This is a genomic window from Hahella sp. HN01, from assembly GCF_018986435.1.
Classification (GTDB): Bacteria; Pseudomonadota; Gammaproteobacteria; order Pseudomonadales; family Oleiphilaceae; genus Hahella.
This window is the reverse complement of sequence record NZ_JAHMIN010000034.1, coordinates 24,174-46,061: the sequence shown is the minus strand read 5'-3', so window position 1 is coordinate 46,061 and position 21,888 is coordinate 24,174. Positions and strand designations below refer to the sequence as shown.

General features: G+C 54.1%; 19 protein-coding genes. 12 read left to right on the top strand and 7 right to left on the bottom strand.

The features are described 5' to 3' along the window. Positions 1 to 8 precede the first annotated feature (8 nt). Complete coding sequence (locus tag KP814_RS25575) at positions 9 to 1,106, bottom strand: ADP-ribosylglycohydrolase family protein (RefSeq protein ID WP_216739442.1); 1,098 nt, start codon at positions 1,104 to 1,106, stop codon at positions 9 to 11. 345 nt (positions 1,107 to 1,451) lie between these two features. Here KP814_RS25575 and KP814_RS25570 point away from each other — a divergent pair, with 345 nt between their 5' ends. From KP814_RS25570 to KP814_RS25560, 3 genes are all read left to right on the top strand, one after another. Further along, positions 1,452 to 2,282, top strand: a complete 831-nt coding sequence (locus KP814_RS25570) for a zinc-dependent peptidase (RefSeq protein WP_216739441.1) — start codon at positions 1,452 to 1,454, stop codon at positions 2,280 to 2,282. Positions 2,283 to 2,325: 43 nt separating this feature from the next. Beyond that, the gene (locus KP814_RS25565) at positions 2,326 to 3,294 is read left to right on the top strand and encodes a hypothetical protein (protein WP_216739440.1); all 969 of its coding nucleotides are present in this window, start codon (positions 2,326 to 2,328) and stop codon (positions 3,292 to 3,294) included. Positions 3,295 to 3,435: 141 nt separating this feature from the next. Then, a complete protein-coding gene (locus tag KP814_RS25560) occupies positions 3,436 to 4,926 on the top strand; it encodes a YdgA family protein (RefSeq protein ID WP_216739439.1) in 1,491 nt (496 codons plus the stop codon). 49 nt (positions 4,927 to 4,975) lie between these two features. Here the strand turns inward: KP814_RS25560 and KP814_RS25555 are convergent, their stop codons facing one another. Together KP814_RS25555 and KP814_RS25550 are read right to left on the bottom strand one after the other, a co-directional pair. Then, on the bottom strand, positions 4,976 to 5,725 hold the full coding sequence (locus tag KP814_RS25555) for a hypothetical protein (RefSeq protein WP_216739438.1): 750 nt from the start codon (positions 5,723 to 5,725) through the stop codon (positions 4,976 to 4,978). After that, positions 5,722 to 6,921 (bottom strand): glycosyltransferase, encoded by a 1,200-nt coding sequence (locus KP814_RS25550; protein WP_216739437.1) that lies wholly within the window; start codon positions 6,919 to 6,921, stop codon positions 5,722 to 5,724. The genes KP814_RS25555 and KP814_RS25550 overlap by 4 nt, the downstream gene beginning before the upstream one ends. A 94-nt stretch (positions 6,922 to 7,015) precedes the next feature. Here KP814_RS25550 and KP814_RS25545 point away from each other — a divergent pair, with 94 nt between their 5' ends. Further along, a complete protein-coding gene (locus tag KP814_RS25545) occupies positions 7,016 to 8,701 on the top strand; it encodes an autotransporter domain-containing protein (RefSeq protein ID WP_216739436.1) in 1,686 nt (561 codons plus the stop codon). A gap of 75 nt (positions 8,702 to 8,776) precedes the next feature. On the opposite strand, the gene KP814_RS25540 is transcribed toward KP814_RS25545, so the two are convergent. After that, complete coding sequence (locus KP814_RS25540; protein ID WP_216739435.1) at positions 8,777 to 10,018, bottom strand: VWA domain-containing protein; 1,242 nt, start codon at positions 10,016 to 10,018, stop codon at positions 8,777 to 8,779. Positions 10,019 to 10,198: 180 nt separating this feature from the next. Further along, positions 10,199 to 11,191 (bottom strand): NADP-dependent oxidoreductase, encoded by a 993-nt coding sequence (locus KP814_RS25535; protein WP_216739434.1) that lies wholly within the window; start codon positions 11,189 to 11,191, stop codon positions 10,199 to 10,201. Positions 11,192 to 11,320: 129 nt separating this feature from the next. Between KP814_RS25535 and KP814_RS25530 the strand changes: the two genes are divergently transcribed. The 4 genes from KP814_RS25530 (at position 11,321) to KP814_RS25515 (ending at position 16,235) form a co-directional block, all read left to right on the top strand. Next, positions 11,321 to 12,223 carry a LysR family transcriptional regulator gene (locus tag KP814_RS25530; RefSeq protein ID WP_216739433.1) on the top strand — a complete coding sequence of 301 codons (903 nt, stop codon included), beginning with the start codon at positions 11,321 to 11,323 and terminating at the stop codon, positions 12,221 to 12,223. Between the two features lie 89 nt (positions 12,224 to 12,312). Then, a complete protein-coding gene (locus tag KP814_RS25525; protein WP_216739432.1) occupies positions 12,313 to 13,923 on the top strand; it encodes a glycerol-3-phosphate dehydrogenase/oxidase in 1,611 nt (536 codons plus the stop codon). A gap of 100 nt (positions 13,924 to 14,023) precedes the next feature. Continuing rightward, on the top strand, positions 14,024 to 15,244 hold the full coding sequence (locus KP814_RS25520; RefSeq protein ID WP_216739431.1) for a 1-acyl-sn-glycerol-3-phosphate acyltransferase: 1,221 nt from the start codon (positions 14,024 to 14,026) through the stop codon (positions 15,242 to 15,244). A gap of 241 nt (positions 15,245 to 15,485) precedes the next feature. Next, positions 15,486 to 16,235 (top strand): MBL fold metallo-hydrolase, encoded by a 750-nt coding sequence (locus tag KP814_RS25515; RefSeq protein ID WP_216739430.1) that lies wholly within the window; start codon positions 15,486 to 15,488, stop codon positions 16,233 to 16,235. Between the two features lie 94 nt (positions 16,236 to 16,329). Here the strand turns inward: KP814_RS25515 and KP814_RS25510 are convergent, their stop codons facing one another. After that, positions 16,330 to 17,868, bottom strand: coding sequence for a DUF4382 domain-containing protein (locus KP814_RS25510; RefSeq protein ID WP_216739429.1), 1,539 nt, complete (start codon positions 17,866 to 17,868; stop codon positions 16,330 to 16,332). A 116-nt stretch (positions 17,869 to 17,984) separates the two neighbouring features. Here KP814_RS25510 and KP814_RS25505 point away from each other — a divergent pair, with 116 nt between their 5' ends. From KP814_RS25505 to KP814_RS25495, 3 genes are all read left to right on the top strand, one after another. Beyond that, positions 17,985 to 18,830, top strand: a complete 846-nt coding sequence (locus KP814_RS25505) for a DUF6502 family protein (protein WP_216739428.1) — start codon at positions 17,985 to 17,987, stop codon at positions 18,828 to 18,830. After that, positions 18,827 to 20,227: a DUF5666 domain-containing protein gene (locus KP814_RS25500; protein WP_216739427.1), complete on the top strand. Its 1,401-nt coding sequence runs from the start codon at positions 18,827 to 18,829 to the stop codon at positions 20,225 to 20,227. Before KP814_RS25505 ends, KP814_RS25500 begins: the two co-directional genes overlap by 4 nt. A 103-nt stretch (positions 20,228 to 20,330) precedes the next feature. Beyond that, positions 20,331 to 20,657, top strand: coding sequence for a beta-lactamase hydrolase domain-containing protein (locus KP814_RS25495; protein ID WP_216739426.1), 327 nt, complete (start codon positions 20,331 to 20,333; stop codon positions 20,655 to 20,657). A gap of 23 nt (positions 20,658 to 20,680) precedes the next feature. Here KP814_RS25495 and KP814_RS25490 read toward each other — a convergent pair whose 3' ends face one another. Continuing rightward, a complete protein-coding gene (locus KP814_RS25490) occupies positions 20,681 to 21,277 on the bottom strand; it encodes a hypothetical protein (RefSeq protein WP_216739425.1) in 597 nt (198 codons plus the stop codon). A 174-nt stretch (positions 21,278 to 21,451) separates the two neighbouring features. Here KP814_RS25490 and KP814_RS25485 point away from each other — a divergent pair, with 174 nt between their 5' ends. Then, positions 21,452 to 21,880, top strand: a complete 429-nt coding sequence (locus KP814_RS25485) for a hypothetical protein (protein WP_216739424.1) — start codon at positions 21,452 to 21,454, stop codon at positions 21,878 to 21,880. Positions 21,881 to 21,888 lie beyond the last annotated feature (8 nt).

Genomic DNA, 21,888 nt, shown 5'->3' with positions numbered 1-21,888 from the left:
CAAAGACTTCAATATGGCGGAGCCAAACGCCTGAAACCATGCCACAGGACGATCACCAGAAACGCCAGATTACGCAGTAACAGCAAGGGACCAGGCAGAAACGGCGTCCGCACGGTCTCCCCGCTACGGATGGCGAGATCGACACGCTCCGCCAACCCTCTGAAGTAGTCAGGATTGAAAGGCCAGTCCCATATTCCCTGCAGCCAGGAGGCGGGTATGCCTTTCTCCCCTGCGCCCGCGCCCAAAATGCCGCCCAGGATCGCGGCGGTGGTATCGGTATCGCCGCCCAGCGCCACGATCTGCGCAATCCCCGCGGCATAATCCGTTTGATGCTGGAGCCAGACGTACAGCACTATCGGCATGGTGTGATACATATACCCTGTCACGCCTCGCTCCAGCCCAAGCTGTTGCGCAAACTGCGCGGGAGTCAAACCTTGCTGTAACGCCACATCCAGACTATCCAGCAGCGTATTGAATTCGCTGACCGCCGCCTTGGTCGCCGTAGACGGCTCCAGTTGCGTAAAAAACCGTTGCAGATCTGACTTGTAAGCGGCTATCTCGACCTGCCCCAGGGCCGCCAAATAGGCCGCGCGGGCGGCGGCGATGGCGCCGACCAGGGCTTTCGGGTCACGATGGGTCAACTCAGTAGACGCCCGCAAATACGCCAGCAATGTCTCTGGCTCAGCCCCCAAGGCCACACCGATAATCGGTGCGCGCATGGCCGGCCCGTTACCTGCAGACCAGACCCCGCTGCGCCTGGCGGGAAATCCCAGCCACAACTTAATAATCGCACGCCCGGTGGCCAGTCCAACTCCAGCCGGAAGACGCGCCAGCCACCAACGCAGACGCCACGCCAGATTCCTGGCGAACTGCTCCACATCGGAGCCATATCGCGCCAGCGCGGCGGCGGTCATGGCCGCATGCTCGCTATCGTCGGAAGTCATGCCTTTTCCAAAGAACAGGCGATGCCGCAACGGTCCCGGAAACAATCGCGCCACACGCTTCGGACCAATCCCCTCGCACGGCAGGCCGATAGCATCGCCGACCATCAGCCCCAGCAGAGACCCTTGCAGGGCCTCACGTTGACGATCAATGTCCTGACTCATGCTTATTGGCTCCTAATTCTTCCACCCATTTTCTTTCCCCCTCATTCACCTTTCTTTCCCCCCCCTCATTCGCCGACTACGGATAACAATCACGTAACCTGTTGTTTAGCCGAGTCCTCACATTTACGCTCAGGCGCGCGATCGGGGTACACTAGGTTTCAGTGTAATCCGATATCAACATGGCAATGATATTGGCATGTTGATAATCAGGCGGATGGATGCGCCTGCGCGGCGGCTAGCCGCGGGAGACAGAGCCTGACATGAGCGGGACCTGTCGTTGCAGACAGCAGACAAATAGAAGGAAGCTATTTGTCTGTCTAATTAATGGTACAAGGCAGTGTTGATATGAGTTGGAAAGAGATGGCGCCTTTTATTGTGTTTTTGATCCTCGCAGTCAGCGCTGCAGTGATGGTGATGTGGTATCCCAATCAACGTCGCAGGAAAATCCGCGCCACGCCATTTCCAGAAACCTGGGAAGTCATTCTGGAAGCCAACCTGCCGGTCTACAAACGACTCCCCGACACTCTTAAACACCAGCTGCAGGGACTGATCAACGTCTTTCTGCACCAGAAAACCTTCTATGGCTGCGCGGGTCTGGAAATAACCGACGAAATGCGGGTCACTATCGCCGGGGAAGCGTGTTTGCTTCTGCTGAATAGACCCACCAATGAATATAACGACCTGCGCTTTATCCTAGTGTACCCCGAAGCATTCAGAGCCGAGCGCGAGGTCGTCAATGACGACGGAACCGCAGCTGTGTCCTCTCACGGTCTGTTGGGAGAGTCCTGGAACAACGGCAAGGTCATTTTGTCCTGGGATGATGTAATCGCCGGCGCCCGCGATTTTACGGATGGCCACAACGTTGTGCTGCATGAGTTCGCCCATCAACTGGACGGCGAGTCCGGCTCCACCAACGGCGCGCCATTGCTGCGAACGCCCACCAGTTACCGAAGTTGGGCGCGCGTATTGTCGGATGAATTCAATATATTGCGTGACAACGCCTTCAAGGGAGAAAAGTCGGTCATGGATTATTACGGAGCCACCAATCCCGCCGAATTTTTCGCCGTCGCCACGGAAACTTTCTACGAAAAGCCCAAGGAGATGGCGGAAAAACACCCTGAGCTGTTTCGCGAGCTGCGCAACTACTATTGTGTGGACCCCAGGGATTGGGTATAACTCCCCGTCGATTTCCCCTCACACTTAGCAATGATCCCGCGTTATGCCCAGACACCTCCGCTCCTCATCGATTATTCTTGGTTCGCTGTTTAGCGCCGCGCTGTCAATGGCCAGCGTCGCTATTCAAGCGGAGGAATCCACACCAGCGGCCAATGCGGTCCAGTCAGCATTCACTGGACACATTTACGCGATCCAGGAAGATGATTTCCTGAAGTACGTCACGCGGGACGATATCGTCTACACCGTTGACCATGACGCCATTCAAAGAGTGGTGGTTCATTCCAAAAACGATTATTCCGGCGTCACTATTTACCCTTTGGAAGATGCCGTATTAATGTTTCGTCGCAACGGGTCAGAAAAATACTTTACTCAGGTCAACATCAAAGAATATCTGGAATATATGGAAAGTCAGGGGCGATGGAGCGTCATGGATTATGATCGCTTCGGTTTCGGAACCTACTTTAATGGCGCACAAAAAGAGAAGGACACCCTCATTGTTGCGCAACCGGACCCAGTGACTTATGACGAATACCGATGCCAGCAGCTGGACATCACACAACCGGATTCCATCTCGCCAGAGCTATACACGACGATTCATTGCGACCATCTGGGCATTCCCAGAGACTGGCTGCGATACACTGAGTTGAGAATCCCGGATGAAGTCACCGGTTTCCCGTTCAAAGTGACTTTGCGGATGCAGGAAAAAGCGCCCAAGCAAGTCGACAAGTCCAATAAGGAAGATGAAAAAGATGGAGATAGTGGTCTTGATCCCCGTCTGGAAAAAGCATTAAGGCTAACCGGGAAAGCCATCGTCAAAACCGCGCAGGTGGTCAGCAAAATCAATGAGTTCACTTACCGGGTCGTTAAGGTTGTCAGCGAGCCGGTGACCAAAACGTCGTTCTTTCAGGAAGAGGATTTTATCCGGGTGGATTCTATCGATACCCTGCGCAGTTCCTTTTCCGATTTTCCCAAATACCATAATTCCGGTGGCTCCCATAACTGGTTCGACTGACGCCGCATAACGCCCGCCTGGGGGATATAGATAGTCCCCCATATAGACATCCCCGCCAAAAAGGCTAGAATTTCCGCCCTTTGTAAGCTTGAGTCTATGCCGAATGACTCAGTCACACACCTTCACATAAGTAAATTCGATATGAAAAAAATATGGTTAGCGGCGCCCATCGCCGTTGCAGTGGCCGCGGCTCCCTTTGTCATCGCACATAAAGCCGAACAGAATTTCGACGCTGGCGTACAGGACGTTTCTTCATATCTGGCCTTTAATGGCCTGCCTGTTGAACTGACCGTTCAAAAATACGAAAAAGGTTTTCTGAGTTCCAAGGCGATTAACCGTCTGCAACTTTCCCCCGAATTCCAGAGCATGATGGGGACTGGCGGCGACCAGCCTGTTTGTCTGGACCTGGTGACAGAAATCAAACACGACTACATGACCTTGCTGAAAGGCGGACTGCTGACCGCAACCACCCGCGTCATGCCTTTACAAAATCAGGCGGACTGCGGCTTGGCGGAAGTCTTCACTTCTGAAAAAGAGCTGGCGGATTTCTACACCCAACAGTTTGGCGAAGAAGGCCCGTTCACAATTGAGTCCGCCTTCAAAATCGATGGCTCCAACACCATCACTTTCTCTTCCAAGCCCATCAATGTGGACAAAGAAGAAGAGGGAAAGTCGATAAAGATTAACGTCACGCCGATGCAGGGCGTTATCGGCGTCAGTCCTGCTCGCGATCACGTGGTGGCGAACATTAATTGGCAGGGCCTCAATGTAGCCGCTCACAATGGTGAGAAAGTCGGCGACGTGAAAGTTGGCTCTTACACCCTGAAAATGGAAGCGAACCAAATTCTGGAACACCTGTGGGCAGGCTCATCCGAGCAGGTTATCAGCGACATCAAAATCGGCAGTGAAGATGGCCAAAACTTCAGCGTCAGCACTATTACGCTGAAAGGCAAAGACACCATCGCAGAAAATCTGCTGAGCAGCGCCGCGTTCATCAATGTGAACGATATGCTGTATGACGGAATGGATGTGGGCTCCATGGCTCTGAATCTGTCCTTCAATAACTTTGAAACAGAAGCCACTAACCGCTTAGTGGGCGTCATCAAACAAATCAACACCCAGGCTACCGCTTCCACCGATCCTGACCAGTTCCTGACCGAACTGGAAAACCAGAAAGACATCATTGTGGGCGACCTGATTACCCTGGCGAAAAAAGCGGATATTAAGATCGACAAATGGGAACTGAAGCTGGGCGAAAACAGCTTCAACGCCAACGCAGATCTGCGTATGGATGGCGTTGACCAGCTATCCGCCGACGTTCTGAAAGAACAGCCGCAAGTCCTGATGGCGAACGTGCTGCTAAACGCCGAGGGCAAACTTGATGAAGCCCTGGTAAGCAGCTATGCGGATGTCATGGTCGCTGCGCAAAGCAAGACAATGGAGCTGACCGACGAAGACAAAGCGCAAATGAAAGAGATGCTGCTCATGCAGTTCTCCAACATGGCGCAAATGTATGTCCAAATGGGACTGCTGAACTACGATGAAGCCTCTTCTCAGTACAGCGCCAAAGTCGGCTTCGCCAAAGGCGGATTAACCGTTAACGGCCAGCCTTTCAACCCTAACGGCGGTTGATGCTGCAGATACCTGGCATACCTTTGAAAARGAATAGCGCCTCCAGGCGCTATTCCGATCCCATACGCGCAAAATGCAAAATAGCGCGCTCAAAATCTCCATCCGTCACCGTTCGTCCCGTCAGATTCTTGTTCCGGAAGGTCAGGCACAGATTCACCGCATAAACCGGCGCAGCGAATTCCTGACGATACAACTCCAGAAACTTGCCCTCCCCCCGACTCAAGTCCTGCAAAACCCAGGGGCTGAGTAACGCCACATGGTTCAGCAAGGGAAAGCGGACCCGTTCATGCAAATGCGTTAACCAGGAGGTGCCAATAGTCACGTGACGCAACGCTTCGTCGTGGCGCACCATCTGTTTGCAGGAGTATCGGTAAAAATCCAGAAACGGGTTATCGCGGCAAAAAACGGCGATCGCATTATTCACCCGATGATATCGATGCAGCGCGCCTTCGCTCTCGCTGATCCAGACTTCCCGGCAAAATGCGAAACTCTCCGAGTCTGCAACCGCCAAACGTTCAGGGGCTCCGATGTATACGTCAATGTCTACCCAGATGACGCGCTCATAATCCGCCGCCAGCAGCTCCGCCGCACGCTCCAAGCGCGCCAGATCCGCCATCAGGTGAATTTGGCCGCCGGTGCGCGCTCGATACCAATCAGGTAAACAATCAAAGAAACGATCGTCGTAAAAGAGATACTCGTAGCCTTGAAGCTGCGCCCAATGAACTACGCTGCGTCGGCATTTTTCCACCCAGGGCGGAACATCATGGGTGCGAAACGATTGAATAACGACTGTTCTCAAGACTTTCGCCCCCTTTCCGCCAACACCGCCTCAACCCGTTGGCGAATCAGCTCGGCGCCGCGCTGCTGACTTTTGTATTTGTTTGCGCACTCGCGAGCCCGGGTCTGAAGAGCGTCCGAAGTCAGCAATCTCTGCAGGCTGCCGACCAATGCGTCAACATTTTCACCGTTAACCATCTCACCAACACCACTTTCACTGGCTGTCCGACTGTTGAGGAATTGCTCCTGCTGAGTGGGCAGGCAAGCTATGGGAACACCTGCCTTAACGCTTTTCGCCAACATTCCCATGCCGCCATGGCATATCGACAGGTCCGCTTCGCTCAGCGCCTGATCCAGAGCGACGGGATACGAATAGATTCGCAAAGCGTCACTCTGATATCGCGAGATAAGCTCCTCAGAGCCTCCTGGACAGATAACCAGCGCCGTTTCACCAAGGCGTTTTATGCCGTCCAATACGTTTTCCAGATGCTGATAAAAAGGCTTCAGATAGGCGATCACTTTCTTCCCCGCGTTATGCGGCCACACCGCAACTTCTCCCGGAAAATCTCCCGCAACCGGACCACAATACACAGCATGCTGCCGGTGCGCCGCCTGAAAATCGAGTTCTGAATAGCCGGCGATAAACGCAGAGTCAACCTGGTGCAAGTCCGACAAATACGATAATGGCGACAGCCCCATCGCTTGCACTAAAGGGTTCATATTGGCCACCACTTTTGATTCAGCCTCGTATACCTGACTGTAGTCGGCGGTTTCAGGCCGAATATTGGGGTTTGGCTGACCAGGAGAAAGTTCACTGAATCCAGCGCCTATCGTAAATTTGGGCAGGGATAACGAGCGCGACGCCAGCATGGCGGTTGGAGCAAAATCAAAAAAAAGGGCGTCAGCTTGTATTAGTCGAAATAACGTCTGCCAGGCGCTGACCAAAGTGGCTAGACCCTCTACAGATTCATAGCCTCTCTTCAATAGAATATCAGCGACGCAACTACTGGGCCGCTCTTTTTTCCCTTTAGCCGGCCACACCGGAGCTTGCAGCACTGTCACGGGAGTATCCGCAAAAAAGAGTGGCGCTTTTGAAAGGTCTTTCAATATCACAGTCACCTGGTGATTATGGCTGACAAATTCACGCGCCAGTTCAGAAAGTGTCGCCAAATGACCTAGTTCGCCGCCTAATTCCCAGCAAAACACCAACTTGCTCATGTTTTATAGTGGTTCCCCAGTTTCAATTTCTCGCCCATTTTACGTACAATGTGCGACCCAAAATTCTAACTACATTATTCAGCTAAGGTTAAACATGCAACGGAACAAATTGCCCCTGTATTTTCTTGCGGGCGCTGCGATGGCGCCCTTGGCGAATGCCGCCGCTCCGGTGGCTAACAGTGACACCGTCACTATTCAAGAGAATGGTTATACCAATGTTGACGTTATAGCGAATGACTCAGACCCTGATGGCGACGACATCAGGGTCGTAAGTTTTGAGCAGCCCGCAAACGGCACAGTTACGACAACAGACGGACCATGGCTGCGCTACGTACCTAACAAAGATTTTGTTGGACAAGACACCTTCACATATAAAATTGTGGATATTGTTGAATGTACTCCAGACGACGATGATGGCGATTATGGTGGTGACTACGGAGGGGATTATGGTGGAGAATTCATCAATCCCCCTTTAGAGGTGATGCCCCCTCAAGCTCGTTGCGAGGAACCAGTAGAAGTTCAAGGTACTGTTACGATAACCGTATCCAAAGCGCCGACATCAGAGCTGCTACCTCTCACCGACAACGAAAACGACCGTCAAGTTTCCAAGGTGCTTGACGCCATTTGCGGTTCAATACCTGAAGACGCTACCGGTGAAGCAGAAAAGCTGGCGCAACGCTGCGCTGTTCTTTACGAATTGGCGACCGATGACCCAACGAAAGTCGGCTCTATCATCAACCAACTGGCGCCAGAAGAAACCCTTTCCCTGTTACGCGTCGCGTCTGAGACCTCTCAAGCGCACACTAATCGTATCTTCAAGCGCATGTCTTCTTTGCGTCAGGATAACGAAAATATTCAAGTGACCGTGAACGGTCGCACCTGGGGTGAGCAGGTCCTGACCGGCGGAGCCGCTGGCGACGCTCAGACTTCTCCTTTCGGCGTGTTCCTGAGCTTGCACCGCGAGTCAGTGGAGCATGACAGGACCGATCGTGAATCTGCATACGAATATGATAACGACGGCTTTACCCTGGGCTCCGATTACCGCGTCAGCCAAAACCTGTTAGTCGGCGCTGCGCTGGGATGGGGACAGAACGACCTGTCTTTCTCTGAAAGCGGCGGCGGTGTGGATGCGGACGCCTATAACCTGACGGGTTATGGTTCTTACTACATCGGCAATTTCGGTCTGGATATGCAGGTGGGCTATGGCGCTGGCGACTACAACACCAAACGTCGCATTAACTATACCGAATCCGGTTCTGAGTTCTCCGCCACAGCTAAAGGCGAAACCGACAGCAAGCAGTTGAATCTCGCGCTGCAAGCAAGCGTTATGTTTAACAGCGGCGCGCTGTCCGTACAGCCATTCCTGCGTTTGAACTACTCAAACACGGAAATCGACAGCTTTGACGAAACAGGCGGCGAAGGCTGGTCCGTACATGTCGGCGAGCAAAACCTCGACCAGATGACAACCAGCGCCGGCTTTGAAGCCACCTATCCCGTCAGCTACAACTGGGGCGTGCTGCAGCCTAGCTTCCAGGCTTCCGCGGTAAGCGAGTCAAGCACTAACTTTGGCCCAGTCAAGTTCCATTTTATCGGCGACTCTGACGCGACCAAGTTTGAGTTGAGCCCGGATGGCGAAGACAGCCTGTACTACATCTTCAACCTGGGCGCAGTCGCTGTTATGAAGAATGGCGTTTCAGCGTTTATCGATTACCAGCAAAACGTCAGCTATGACAATAGCAGCGCCTACCAGATCAACACAGGTCTGCGTTACGAGCTGTAAGCCTTATCATCTTGAACGCAAAAGGCGGCCTGTTTAGGCCGCCTTTTTTGTATGCAGGATGCTGTTGAAGATGGCCTATTTGAATTCGAAAGCTTTTTGTTCGCCTTGCTTACGGATGGCGGAGATTAGCGCTTCATCGACTGTATTCGCGTCCGACTTCGCCGCCTTACGATTCTCCTCCGCGACATAAACTTCTCTCTCGTCGCTCAAGGCTTTAATTTTGTCCTGCAACGCCTTGCGCTCTGTTTTCTTCGTTTCTATATACTCTACTTTTTCCTTTTTGCTCATCCCAACCATCGGCTCCGGCAATGCTTCCGCCTCTACTTCCTCCAGCGCCACGTCCCCGGCTTCGTAGGCGTCCACTAAATCCCAGCTTGAGTTATCGTAAGCAACAGAAGCTTTGGACTTGGCTCTTTGCGCCAGCAAACCAAGTGAGACATTCTGACTGTTCGCATCCTGCTCGTATTGACGCTTGGACGCCGCCGCGCCTCCCGCGCCATAGGGCACATAGGTCTCGTTGAGCCTGGCGTTCAAGGCGGCGATTTCTTTATCTTGAGGCGCTTCAATTTGCGCGACCTGCTGGTCCTGATCGATGCTCATGTAATTGCCGCCAGCCAGTTGCGCGCCCTGGCGCCAGCCACTTTCTCCACCTTCGTTATAGGCTCCGGCGAAAATAGTGTTGACGGTTATATCTTTCTGTTTGGCCAGAGCAATCGCCTCCCGGAAGGATACCGGGCCTTGCGTGAAAGGCTCGTTACCGGCGATAAAGATGGCGCGGATATCATTGGACGATTGGCTCCATTGCAGCTCTTTTACCGCGGAGTTGATAGCGTAGCCACAGAACTCATCGCCGCCATTGGTCGTCAAGGAAAACAGCGCCTCGGACACCCGATCCAGCTCTCTGGTAAGTCCAGTCACTTGGCGAATGTAGCCGTTTTGGGAAGAAAGCCCATCATTGCCGTATTCATACACCGCCACTTCCAGTATTGGCGTGACGCCGTTTTTCTTGGCCTTGGAGAATTCGTCCACCATCTTCCACAGCTGATTGCGAGTCTGATTGATCAGGCCGTCCATACTGCTGCTCGTATCCAGCAAAATAGCTAACTGTATGCGCGGGGCGATGACGGATGGCTGAGTCGCTGCCTGCGTCACGGGCTCGACATTTTCCGCCTGTGTTCCGGCGCTCCATACCAGTCCGGTATACCCGCAACACGCCAACATCGCTGTCGCCAGCAACGCTTTGCGGAATGGAGAATGGCCGGGCTTGCCAGTGGAATGTGTTGATGAGGTCTGTGTAGGACGAGTTGCGGTATTCATGTTCTGGCTCCTTCAATGCAATGTTTTTGCGTTGGAGTCAGAATACGGTTGCAGACACAAAGACATCAGACATGAGTTTGTAAAAAAAGCGCGGGAAGTGTTTACATAAAATTTACATCTCTCCGCAGCGCCGCAACCTCTGCGGCGGCGCACGGAGAAATATAACGACGAGAAGGGCGATTACAGACGTACTAACAGCTTGCCTTCATTGGCGCCGGTAAACAGCAGATTGATCCCTTCTATTGCGCTTTCCAGACCATTCAATTCGTGAGTGCGGTATTTGATTTTTCCCGCCAGGAGATATGCGCCGACTTTTTGCGACAACTCGCCGAAGCGATGCATATGGTCCGGCATCGTGAAGCCCTGGATACTGAGGCGCTTCTTCACGATCTGCGTCCAGCTCGGCCCCGGCGCCGGGGTCGCAGCGTTATAGTCGGCGATCACTCCACACACCACGATACGTCCAAACGCGTTCATATTGGCCATGGCGACATGCTGAATAGGGCCGCCAGTATTTTCAAAATAAATGTCGATCCCGTTCGGCGCCGCTTCTTTCACTGCCTGCGCCAGATCCTCCGTCTTGTAATTGATGGCTGCATCAAAGCCCAGCTCTTCCACCAGCCAGCGGCGTTTTTCCTCCGAGCCAGCGACGCCAATTACCCGCAGCCCTTCAGCCTTGGCGATTTGGCCCACCAGAGAGCCCACCGAACCTGCTGCGCCCGAAACCAGCAATGTTTCACCGGCCTTGGGCTTCGCCACTTCCATCAACCCGTGGTAGGCGGTCACGCCAGGCAACGCCAGCACGGAGAGTATCGCCTCCGCCGGAAGTTCCTGCGGCATGATGGAGACGCCTTCGCCGCCGCTAACCAGATATTCCCGCCACCCGAACATGCCCGCCACTTTGACGCCAACGGGAAACTTGTCATTCCTGGATTCCACGACTTCTCCAACGCCACTGGAGCGCATGACTTCACCCAGGCCGACCGGAGGAATATAGCTGTCGGTCGCGGCGCTCATCCATCCACGCATCGCCGGATCTAGCGACATATGCGTCTGTTTTATCAGGAATTGCCCTGGTTCCAGCGCAGGAGCATCCAGTTCCACCAGCTCGAAACAAGCCGGCGTGATGTCTGTTTCAGGTCTTTTCACTAATTTGACTGCTTTGTAGCTCATGGCGCGCTCCTTATGTGTAGAAGGTTCATCAATCTCGAAATTCTGAAACCAGTTTATTTTTGCCCTTGAAAAAGATAAACATGCTAAATTTCAAATAACTTTTGTCATTTCAGCAAAAATATAGAACACATGGATAAACTCAGAGCGCTGCGTTTTTTCGACCACGTGGGAAAAACCGGTAGTTTCAGCGATACCGCACGACACTTTGACATTCCCGTATCCAGCGTCACCCGCCAGATTCAGGCTTTGGAAGAAGAACTGGGCGCACGCCTGCTGCACCGCACTACCCGGGTCGTGAAGCTGACGGAGATCGGCGAGATCTATCTCCAGCATTGTAGCCAGATATTGCGCGGCCTCGATAATGCGGATGAACTCATCGTCAACTACCGCAGCAAGCCCTCGGGCGTATTGCGCATCAGCTGCAGCCCCTCTTATGGCGAAAGTCGGATTGTGCCAATTCTGCCCGAGTTTGAGGCGCTTTATCCCGAAATCATCATTGATATCGATCTGACGGATAAGGTGGTCGATATCATGCGGGATACGGTGGACATCGCCGTGCGCGCCGGACAAATTCCAGATGAACGGGTGGTGGCCAAGTATATTGACGACAATAACTTCTCACTGGCCGCCTCCGACGCCTACTTGCAACGTTACGGAATGCCGCTACGGATAGAAGATTTAAGCCAGCACCGGGGGATCTTCTTCCGCACTTCCGATCAAGTGCTTTACTGGCAGGCCAACATCAACGGTCGCTGGCGACAGGTGGATATCCGTCCCGCCCTGATCACCAGCTCTCCTCGTCTGCTGCGGCAGTGGGCCAGTGAGGGCAAGGGACTGGCGATGATGCCGAATTGGGTGTTGAGGTCGGGCGCTCTTCCGGCCGGGTTCCACATCCTGGAGCTGGATTACCCTCTGCATGTCAGTCGCGCCACCCAACTCGGCATCTACCTGCTCTATCAACGCCCCAAATATGCCGTTCCCAAAGTCAAAGCCGCGGTTGACTTCCTGGTTTCCAGACTCGCGCAGGGCTAGCGGAATTCGCGAAATCCGTCCTTGCCTGCAATACTGGATAAAAGACAACCACAACCGTCGTACTTCCTGTTCAGAGGAACCCGGTTTTCATGCAGCTCAGAGACAATAATCTCAGCAAGCTCCGCCGCTTCAGTTTCGACGCCCTGGTGATCGGCGGCGGCGTTAATGGCGCAGTCTCCGCCGCCGCCATGTCCGCGCGAGGACTGAAAGTAGCCCTCATAGATCGGGGCGACTTCGCCGGCTTCACCAGCCAGGAGTCCTCCAACCTGGCCTGGGGCGGCATCAAGTACATGGAAACCTACGAGTTCGGCCTGGTGCGCAAACTCTGTATGTCGCGCAACAAGTTAATGCGCAGCTACCCCTCCACGGTGCAGGAAATTCGCTTCTTCACCACGATCAAAAAAGGATTTCGCTATCCGCCCTGGTTTCTCTACCTGGGCGGTGTGTTGTATTGGTTTATGGGCAATGGCTTCACGCGCTTCCCCCATTACCTGACGCCAGAGCGGATCGGTCGTGAAGAGCCTATCGTGAATACGGAGGGCAGCACAGGCGGCTTCGAATATTCCGACGCCTTTCTGCATGACAACGACGCCCGTTTCGTCTTTAACTTCATCCGCCGCGCCATGGATTACGGCTGCATCGCCGCTAATTACGTGGAATCCGTCAGCGCACGCTGGGCGGACCGCATCTGGACCATCGATGCCCGGGATAATATCTCCGGGGAAGAGTTCCAGATCAGTGCGGGGTTGTTGGTCAACGCCTGCGGTCCCTTTGTCGATGAGCACAACCGGCTGACCGGACAAACAACCAAGTGCCGGCACGCCTTCTCCAAAGGCATCCATCTGATTGTCGACCGCATAACGGAAAACAAGCGGGTGCTGACTTTTTTCGCTGACGACGGCCGCCTGTTTTTTGTCATTCCTATGGGGCCGAAAACCTGTATCGGCACAACGGATACGCGCATGGAATCCCCCTATGCGACCGTGACGCCGGAAGACCGCAAGTTCGTGCTGGACAATATCAATGCGCGTTTGCGCCTGCCGCAACCATTGACGGAAAGCGACGTGGTGGCCGAACGATGCGGCGTTCGGCCGTTGGCGGTGCAAGGCGACAATGGAGCCAAGACGGACTGGCTGCAGTTGTCGCGCAAACACGTGATTGAGGTCAATGCCGAAACCCGCCACATCAGTATCTTCGGCGGTAAGCTCACGGACTGCCTGAATGTGGGCGATGAGATCTGCCAGGCCGCCGCCGCGCTTGGGATGTATCCGCCCTACCCCGATAAAATCTGGTACGGGGAGCCTCCCAACCGGGTGAAAGAGGAGTTCATGCATCAGGCCCGACTCATGGACCTCGACAGCCTGACGCCACCGTCCTCTTCGGAAAAACTGTCGACTAGACTGTGGCGACGTTACGCTGCGCACGCCTTCGACCTGCTGGAGACTATTCGCGCCGATCCCAGACAGGCGGAGTTGCTGATCGAGAATGCGGAGTACCTGCGTTGCGAGATAGAACAGGCGGCGCGACGTGAAATGGTGACCAAACTGGATGACTTTCTACGCCGAAGATCGAAAATATCTTTGGTGGTCCGGCGTGATAAAATTAAAAACGCCCAAGGTTTGCTGGAGGCCTGCCGGATTCTGTTCGGTGACGAAGCGGATGAAAAGTGGGCGGAATATTTTAAAGAAACAAGCGCTTAGCGCTCATTATCACAGCGATTCACGTACATTTTGTAATGGACCGGCTGTAACATTAATGAGACACTTGCGCGTCCAACAAGCATGAGCATAAATATAATTCATGAGTACATTTGATGATATTCGTCCCTATCGGGATGATGAAGTTCCTCAGGTGATCTCGCGGCTGCGCCATGACGAGCAACTCGTCCGGGCCATAGAACATTATAAGTTTCCCAGGTTATCCAAATACTGCCGCAGTCTCACCTCGTTCCTGGTAAGACGCAATCTGCAGCACAATCTGCGCAGAATCAACACCATACACGATGTTCAGGACATGGTGGCGGGTTTCATGACCAACACCGTCAGGAAAACCACCTCCGGCTTCACATATGAAGGGCTGGACAAGCTTCCCAAGGACCGCGCCTTTCTGTTCATCAGCAATCATCGCGACATCGCCATGGACCCAGCGCTGGTCAACTTCGCGCTGTATCAATCCGGTCGCGAACTCGTGGAAATCGCCATCGGCGACAACCTGTTGTCGAACCCGCTGGTGTCCGACATCATGCGTCTCAACCGGAGCTTTACGGTCAAGCGCTCGGTAGAGGGTCACAAGGCCAAGCTGCAGGCGTTAACCCAGCTTTCCGCCTATATTGACGATACCTTGGCGCAAAATCGCTCTATCTGGATCGCACAGCGGGAAGGCAGAGCGAAGAATGGCCTGGATAAAACCGATCCGGCCATCATCAAGATGCTTAATATTTATGGCCGCAAGCAAGGCATGGCCTTCGGCGACACCATCAAACGCATGAATATCGTGCCGGTGTCCATTTCCTATGAATACGATCCCTGCGATCTGCTCAAAGCGAAAGAACTGCAGGCGCGGGAGCAGTCCGAATATGTGAAGGGCGAAGGCGAGGACATCGCCAGCATTATCCGCGGCATCTCCTGCCCCAAAGGTCGTGTGCACATTGCCTTCGGCGAGCCGTTGCAACAGGATTTTGAGGATGCGGAAGAAGTGGCCGCCGCGATCGATCGGCAGATTACCCGCAACTACAAGCTGTTCCCCTCCAATATTCTGGCGTTTGAGCAGCTGAAAACGCTGAGCGAGTCTTTCGCTCATTTACAGGAGGAGTCGCTGCATCGTCTGCAGGAGCTGGCGGGACAGGCCAGACAGGCCTGGGACAACCTGGATCGGGATGAAATGGGGCAAAAAGCCTCGGAGTTCTCCGATCGGGTCGGCGGCTACCCTAACCTGCTGCAACGCTACATTCTGGAAATGTACGCCAATCCTTTGATCAATAAGTTCGCCGGCGCTCCGGGAGATTCCGCGCCGCAAACCTGATCTCCCCCCACGGCGGCCTCGCGCCGCCGTTCTGTATCTTTTTAAATTCAATAAATTAACTTACAACGCCTGATCCAATTTGCAACGTAAAGGGAGTTGCCCTGACGCCGTTGTATTTGGTTACAATGAGCGGCCGCATTGACGCGTCGGGGCAGCCCAGGATAATCGACGCCGTCATCGCTCGTTGGAATGAACGGAACATAGACAGTCCGTCCAGGCCCCAGGATTTATGAGGAAAGCTATGCACATTGAAGTGTTGGGGAGCGGTGAAGCTTACGACCGCGCCCGGGTAAACTCATCCCTGCTCGTCACGGAAGAGCGTTTTCAGATGCTGATCGGCTGTGGCCCCGGCGTACCTCAGGCCTTGTGGCGGCGAGAGACCGCCATCGAGGATATCGACGCCATTCTGCTGAGCCATTGCGGCCCGGACCACGCCGCCGGCCTTATTACCCTTGTAAATTGGATGCACGCCAAGGGACGCACCAAGCCCTTGGTGCTGATTACGCCTCACGGTCATCGCCCCCTGTTGCAAAATCTGCTGAATTACGCCATCTGGCCTGAGCAACGGCTCTGCTTTCTACTGCGCTGGAAGCAGTCCGATAAAGGACTCGCCGTTGGTCCCTGGAATCTGTCCACCGCCATGACCCAACATGCCGCGCCCAATCGCGCCCTGTTGCTGTCCGGGCCTAACGGCGCGCTGTTCTTCAACGGAGAAGGCGTGCTGTTGGAAGCGCCCTTACGTCTGGCTGGCGAGGCGGATTTGATATTTCTCGAATGCCGTTCGATTAAAAAAGACCGACATGATTTTCACGGCAGTTGGGAGGCCTATCATGGTCTCACTTTCAAAGCCGGTAGCCTGATATGCCTGTATCAGGTTCTGGAACAGGAAAAGGCCCGTTTGGGCGACCTGATATATCAGCGCGAAGATGTCTATCTACCGGAACAGGGACAGTGTTTCCGTCTGGTGCGGGGGGACTGGGAGCTGTTGTAAACGACTGCGCCGGCGAACAGAAAATGCCTGCTCGCCGGCGCGGTTGTATAGGGGGCGCCAGTATCGTCAGCGCCCCGTGATCAATTGTTTATCTTTAATAGATAAAAATTGTCTCTGCATTGAAGCAACCGTCTGCAATATCTTCCTCTCCAAAGATATCCAACGTGTCTCCCGCCGCCAGATCACTGAACGCAGCGGACATCTTAGTGGTCTCATCGCCAGAGGTGACAACCAGATAGATATTGGCGCCGGCGGCGTCAACACATCGATCGCCAGCGTCGCCGCTGACTGTGAGACGGAGGTTGTCGCCGTCCACGGACAGCAGCTCACCACTGACGCCCGCTTTTTCGTCATTCTCACTCAGCACCAGGAAAGGCGAGCGCAGGTAATTATCCTCTCCGCTCGGCAGCACCAGCACCGCATCAATCAGAGCGTTCAGGCCCACTTGGATATCCGCCTGCGTCAACTCGGTTCCCGCATCGTTAAATACGCGGGTTTTCGGGAACAACTGCACAGCGATGGGGCTATCTGTGGCGATGCCCTGCCCTTCATCCAGAGCGACGTCAAAGCGACGGGTATCCACGTCTACGGTGGACGCCGCTTCACCGGAGTAGCGTCTGAATGCAGTCAACAGACCTTCTTCGATGGTCAACGCATTGATAGCGAAGATATGAGCGTCCACGACGCCCTGGTTGTTAACCAGAACCGCTCCCTCAGGCACGGCTGTGATTGTTGAGCACAACTGCGGGGCAGGCTGCTCTTCCACGCTGCGATCCAGATACCAGACAATGCAGTAACCTTCTTCCGGCAAGTTCGCATCGTCAATGTCGGGCGACGTGGCGACGGTCCGAACCAGACGACCAATGACCGTCACTTCATCGCCCTCAACCAGTGACGACGCCTCAGCGGGAAGTCCGTTGCTGGCGAAGATACCGGTATCCTCATCCATCCGTACGCGCATGCAGTCCTCGGAACTGGACGCCGGGGTAGCGCTGGTATCTGTGATGAACTGAGTGCGGCACAAACTAAAGGCGTTGTCGCCCACGCTTTCAATGTCGCCGTGAACCCGTACGAATTTGTTATTGGGGATCTCGGAACGAATGTTGGCGAACACGACTGGGCGAATGATAACTTTGCCCTGCCCCGTGGTTGTGAACTTGAGGGCTTTGTTCATATCAAAATCGATTTCAATGAACAGTACGGAACCCGGTGTGACGGTGAATCCGCCCTGGTTAACCACTTTGATGACTTTTGAAGGCAGCTTGGAAGGCACTTCAGTTTCACCGCCCGCACCGTCGTCTTCATACAAATTTACGTCTGACGTAGTGATGCGCAAAGAGCTGTATTTGCCGGCGGGAACGTCGGTAGTGTCCAGAAATTCGTAAAAGTCGGGAAGACTCAATAAGTCGAAAGTCTCTTCGCCGCTGAACAGGGTCACTTTGCCCTGATCGCCTACCAGCTCAACTTTCGTGAAAGTAATCATGGCTCTAGTATAATCGCCGCTGGGCGCGTCCGTGAGGATCAAGCCCACTTTGGCGTCCGCAGCGGAAGTGTCGTCACTGCCGGAGCCGCCGCCTCCGCCGCCGCATGAGGCGATTAGCAACGTGAACGCTATGGCAATCCAACGATTCATGACATCTACTCCTATGGGTTGGTTGTGTTCTTTTGGGATAATAAGCCCAAACATTGGAATCGTTTTGTGAACCATTTCACATTTTTACCAACAGTTTGGCGATAATATCCCAAATCATGAACCAGGCATTAAGTCAGGCGCTGTACGCCGCCATTTACAAATTATTGCGACCCTTGGCTGCGCTGCTGTTGCGGCGCGGCATGTCGTACAACGAGTTCGCGGAGATCGCGAAGCGCGCCTATATAGATGCCGCTACCGAGGAGTTTCCTCTCCCTAACCGTAAGCAGAGCCTCTCCAGAGTGTCCGTATTGACCGGCATTAACCGCAAAGAAATCGCCAGACTGGAGAAACTGCCCAACCCCATTGAGACTGGTGAGGCGCAAAGCGCCAACAGAAGCTCCAGGGTCGTCAACGGCTGGGTCAGAGACATTCGCTTTCAGGACGAACATGGCGCGCCGCTCTCCCTTCCTCTAGATGAGGGAGACAACAGCTTCAGTGAACTGGTGCGTCTCTATGGCGGCGACGTGCCGGTTCGCGCGGTCCTGGACGAGCTGATCAGACTGGACTCCGTGGAAATCAGCGATCAGGGAGAGGCGGCGGGCAAACGGGTTGCACTAAAGGTGGACGGCTATGTGCCGCAAACTGATTTAAAAGAGAAGCTAAGGATTATGAGTACTGCGGTTGCGGATCTGCTTCGCACCATAGACCACAACCTGGAGGCGGATCGCACTGAAGCGCGCGTCCAGCGCACCGTGGCCTACAACGATATCCCCATGGAATGTCTGGAAGCGATTCGCGGACGCAGTAAAGAAGAGGTGGAAGAAATTTTGCAGCGCATAAACCGGTGGTTATCCGGGTACGACAGAGGCGTCAATGCCAAGCTCCAGGGCAGCGGAAAATTCCGCGCGGGAATAGGCGTATACTATTTCGAGCAGTCCTTAACCCGCGAGGAGCAGCCATGAGCAGATTCCTGTACGCCCTAACGGCGCTGGTATTGACCACCAGCCTGCTCTCAGCCTGCTCCGGCGGCGCATCCTCTGACGGCGGTATTGAAGGCACTGGCGCGCCAGTGGCCGCCCGCGGCGAAATCAGCAGCTTCGGCAGCGTATTTGTCAATGGCGTGGAGTATGAGACCGATTCAGCGGACATCGTTATCGACAGCATTAGCGGCTATTCCGAAAGCGCACTAAAAGTGGGCATGGTGGTGCTTATCGAGGGCGCGCTGGATGCTGACGCAACCACTGGCGACGCTCGTCGCGTCAGTTTTGAGCAAACCTTATTCGGCCCGATAACCGAGGTGAATTACGTCGATGACTATAACGCCGAGATCACCGTACTGGGACAAACCGCGCTGATTCCTGACAGCGCTGTATTTGAAAATCTCAATTTCAGCGATCTTGCTATCGGCCAGGTGGTGGCGATCAGTGGGTTAACCGACGCAACAGGCGTTGTGGCCACTCGCATCGAGAAAGTTGCGGACGCCTACAGCGATGGCGAACAGGTAGCGGTGAACGCCGTTATCCAAGGCGTGGACACGCCTGACCGCACTTTCGTCATCGGCGATTTGAGCGTGGATTACAGTATGGCGGATCTGCAGGGCTTCTCCAGCGGACAACCAGAAGTTGGCCAATACGTGAGAGTCAACGGGCGCTTCTTTGAAGATACCGGCGTCATTGCTGCGAAAGTTAAACTGAAAGCCCGCGGCGATATGTCCGCAAGCGGCGTCAGACTGGAATATGAGGGCATCATCACTGACTTTGCGTCGCAACAAAGCTTCTCTCTGAGCGGTCAGCCCGTCAACGCCGCCAGCGCCAAATTCAAAAAAGGTCAGAAACAGGATTTGGCTGACGGCGTACGTATTGAAGCAGAAGGGCCGATTGACGCGGACGGCGTATTGCAGGCGCAAACGATTACCTTCAAGAAGACCAATGACATTCATGTCGAAGCTGCCGCGGATTCAGTCAGCGAAACAGACAAACAGGTCGTCATCCTTGGCGTCGCGTTCAGCGTCAATGAACTGACCGCCTTCGATGACCGCAGCGAAGCCCATCAGCCTTACTTCGGGCTGGATGACATTCGCAGCGGCGACAGACTGTCCGTTAGAGCGGCGAGTGGAACCACGCCCTTGACCGCCACCCGCATTGAACGCCTGCGCGCGGATGACGCGGTAACAGTGGAAGGCCCTGTAACGGCCATCTCCGGCGAAGTGCTGACCATTCTTGGCATCTCCGTGGACATCAGCGACGCCTCCGGTTCGCAGAACGGACTCAAGGTGGGCGCGTTTGTGGAAATAGTAGGCGACTTGACCGGCGTACAGTCCGTCAAGGCGCAGAGAATTAAGGTGAAGAACAACAACTAAGGAGCCCGCGCAAGCACTGGCCAAACCAGCTGCTTTGCGCAGGGCTTCACAAAGAGTCCTACATCAGGGATTGGCGTCTATTACGATTAGAAGGCGGTAAACAGTGTCGATTACCAGATTAGCAATTGATTTTTACGTCACCTCCAGCCTGTCAAGCGACGAGCTGGAGGCCGCCGCCCAACTGGGCGTGCGCTCAATCGTCAATAACGAACCCGACCAGGAGGCGGAATCAGAATCTCTACGCCGCGGGGCTGACGCCCTCGGACTGTCTTACCACAGCGTTCCTTCGCATAGAAATGCGGACGAACAAACTCAAATCAGTTCTTTTATCGATATCATGGAACATTGCGAGAAGCCGGTGCTGGCTTTTTGCAGAAGCGTCAGCAACGGTATCTCTCTCTGGGTGATGTCAGAGACCCGGCACAAATAACGCCATTTTTGCGCCGCGAAGGATTAATCCACCGGCGCATTGTGTTCTTTTAAATAACGTCTCAACGTATCCACATTAGCGAGCAACTTGGGCAGCACCTCGTTTTTCATCCGCTCCGTACGCTTTTTCATCTCCTCTGCGCCGTAATGAGGCGCATAGGCGCTGCTCTCAATTTTGCCGCGAATGTCTTCCAACTCCCGGTAATAGCGCTGGATTTCAAGGATAAACTGACTGGGCGTCTCCAACGCCGAGGGAGAGTAACGCATGCTCTCCCAAACGAATAAATCGAGTTGCAGCGGAAACATTTTGATCGCGCTACGGCTGGGAGGAGACTTCACGAACTCAGCATACTTCTCCGCTTGCATGATATTGCTCTGCAACTCGCTGGCCAGCGAGTTGCGCAGGTAGTAATTGTTTTGTTGGGAAGTCAGGTCGTCAAAAATAATCGCCTGATTTAGCCCTTCCTGCGCCGCCAGATAGACGCCGAGCACCGTCGCCAGGATCATGAATATCTGGCTGATCCAGAAACTGGACTCCTTGATCCCGTTTCCCTCTTTCTTGGCGTGTGTTTCCTGAGTGCGACGACCGTCGTGGGTCGCGGCGGGCGAGGACTGCTGCATATCCATAGACCTTTGATGAGTGAATTCAGGGGAAGGATTCTAGCCGCGTAAAGAACAGGGCTTCAAGATGAACGGCTTGCCATGATTAGCGCGCATCTGGATTTTTTGCATTCCCTGGGCAAATCCTGAATGATGCGACGCATCAGTCATTTCGCAAAGAAGAAGTCAGACCAGATGCCTAAGTATGCCGACTGCCCTGGCTGTGGAGAAAACAGTCTGGAAATATGGGACAAACATTCCGGCGTGATCGGCGCGCCACTGTACTGCAACAACTGCCATAAGGGCTTCGCCAGATATCGCTTTTTCCACTCCGCCGGACTCATGCTGTTCGAAGCCTGCATCACCACCGCAGTCATCGTCGGCCTGTTCCAACAATGGCTATCGGTGTCGATATTAGTCGCCATCTCCATCCTGGGCTTATACGCTGTCTTCAACCTGGATAAGAGCGTGTTTCCTCTGCGCGAGGAAAGCCTGATGCAGAAAGCCCCTCTAAAACAAAAGCTGCTGAACTTCGCCGCGTTTATTACCGCGCTCTTGATCTATGCCCTGTTGTTGCTGACGCTGCCTTTGGGGCCGGTTTTAAGCGCCTTCTTTCCATTCTGAATAGTTTC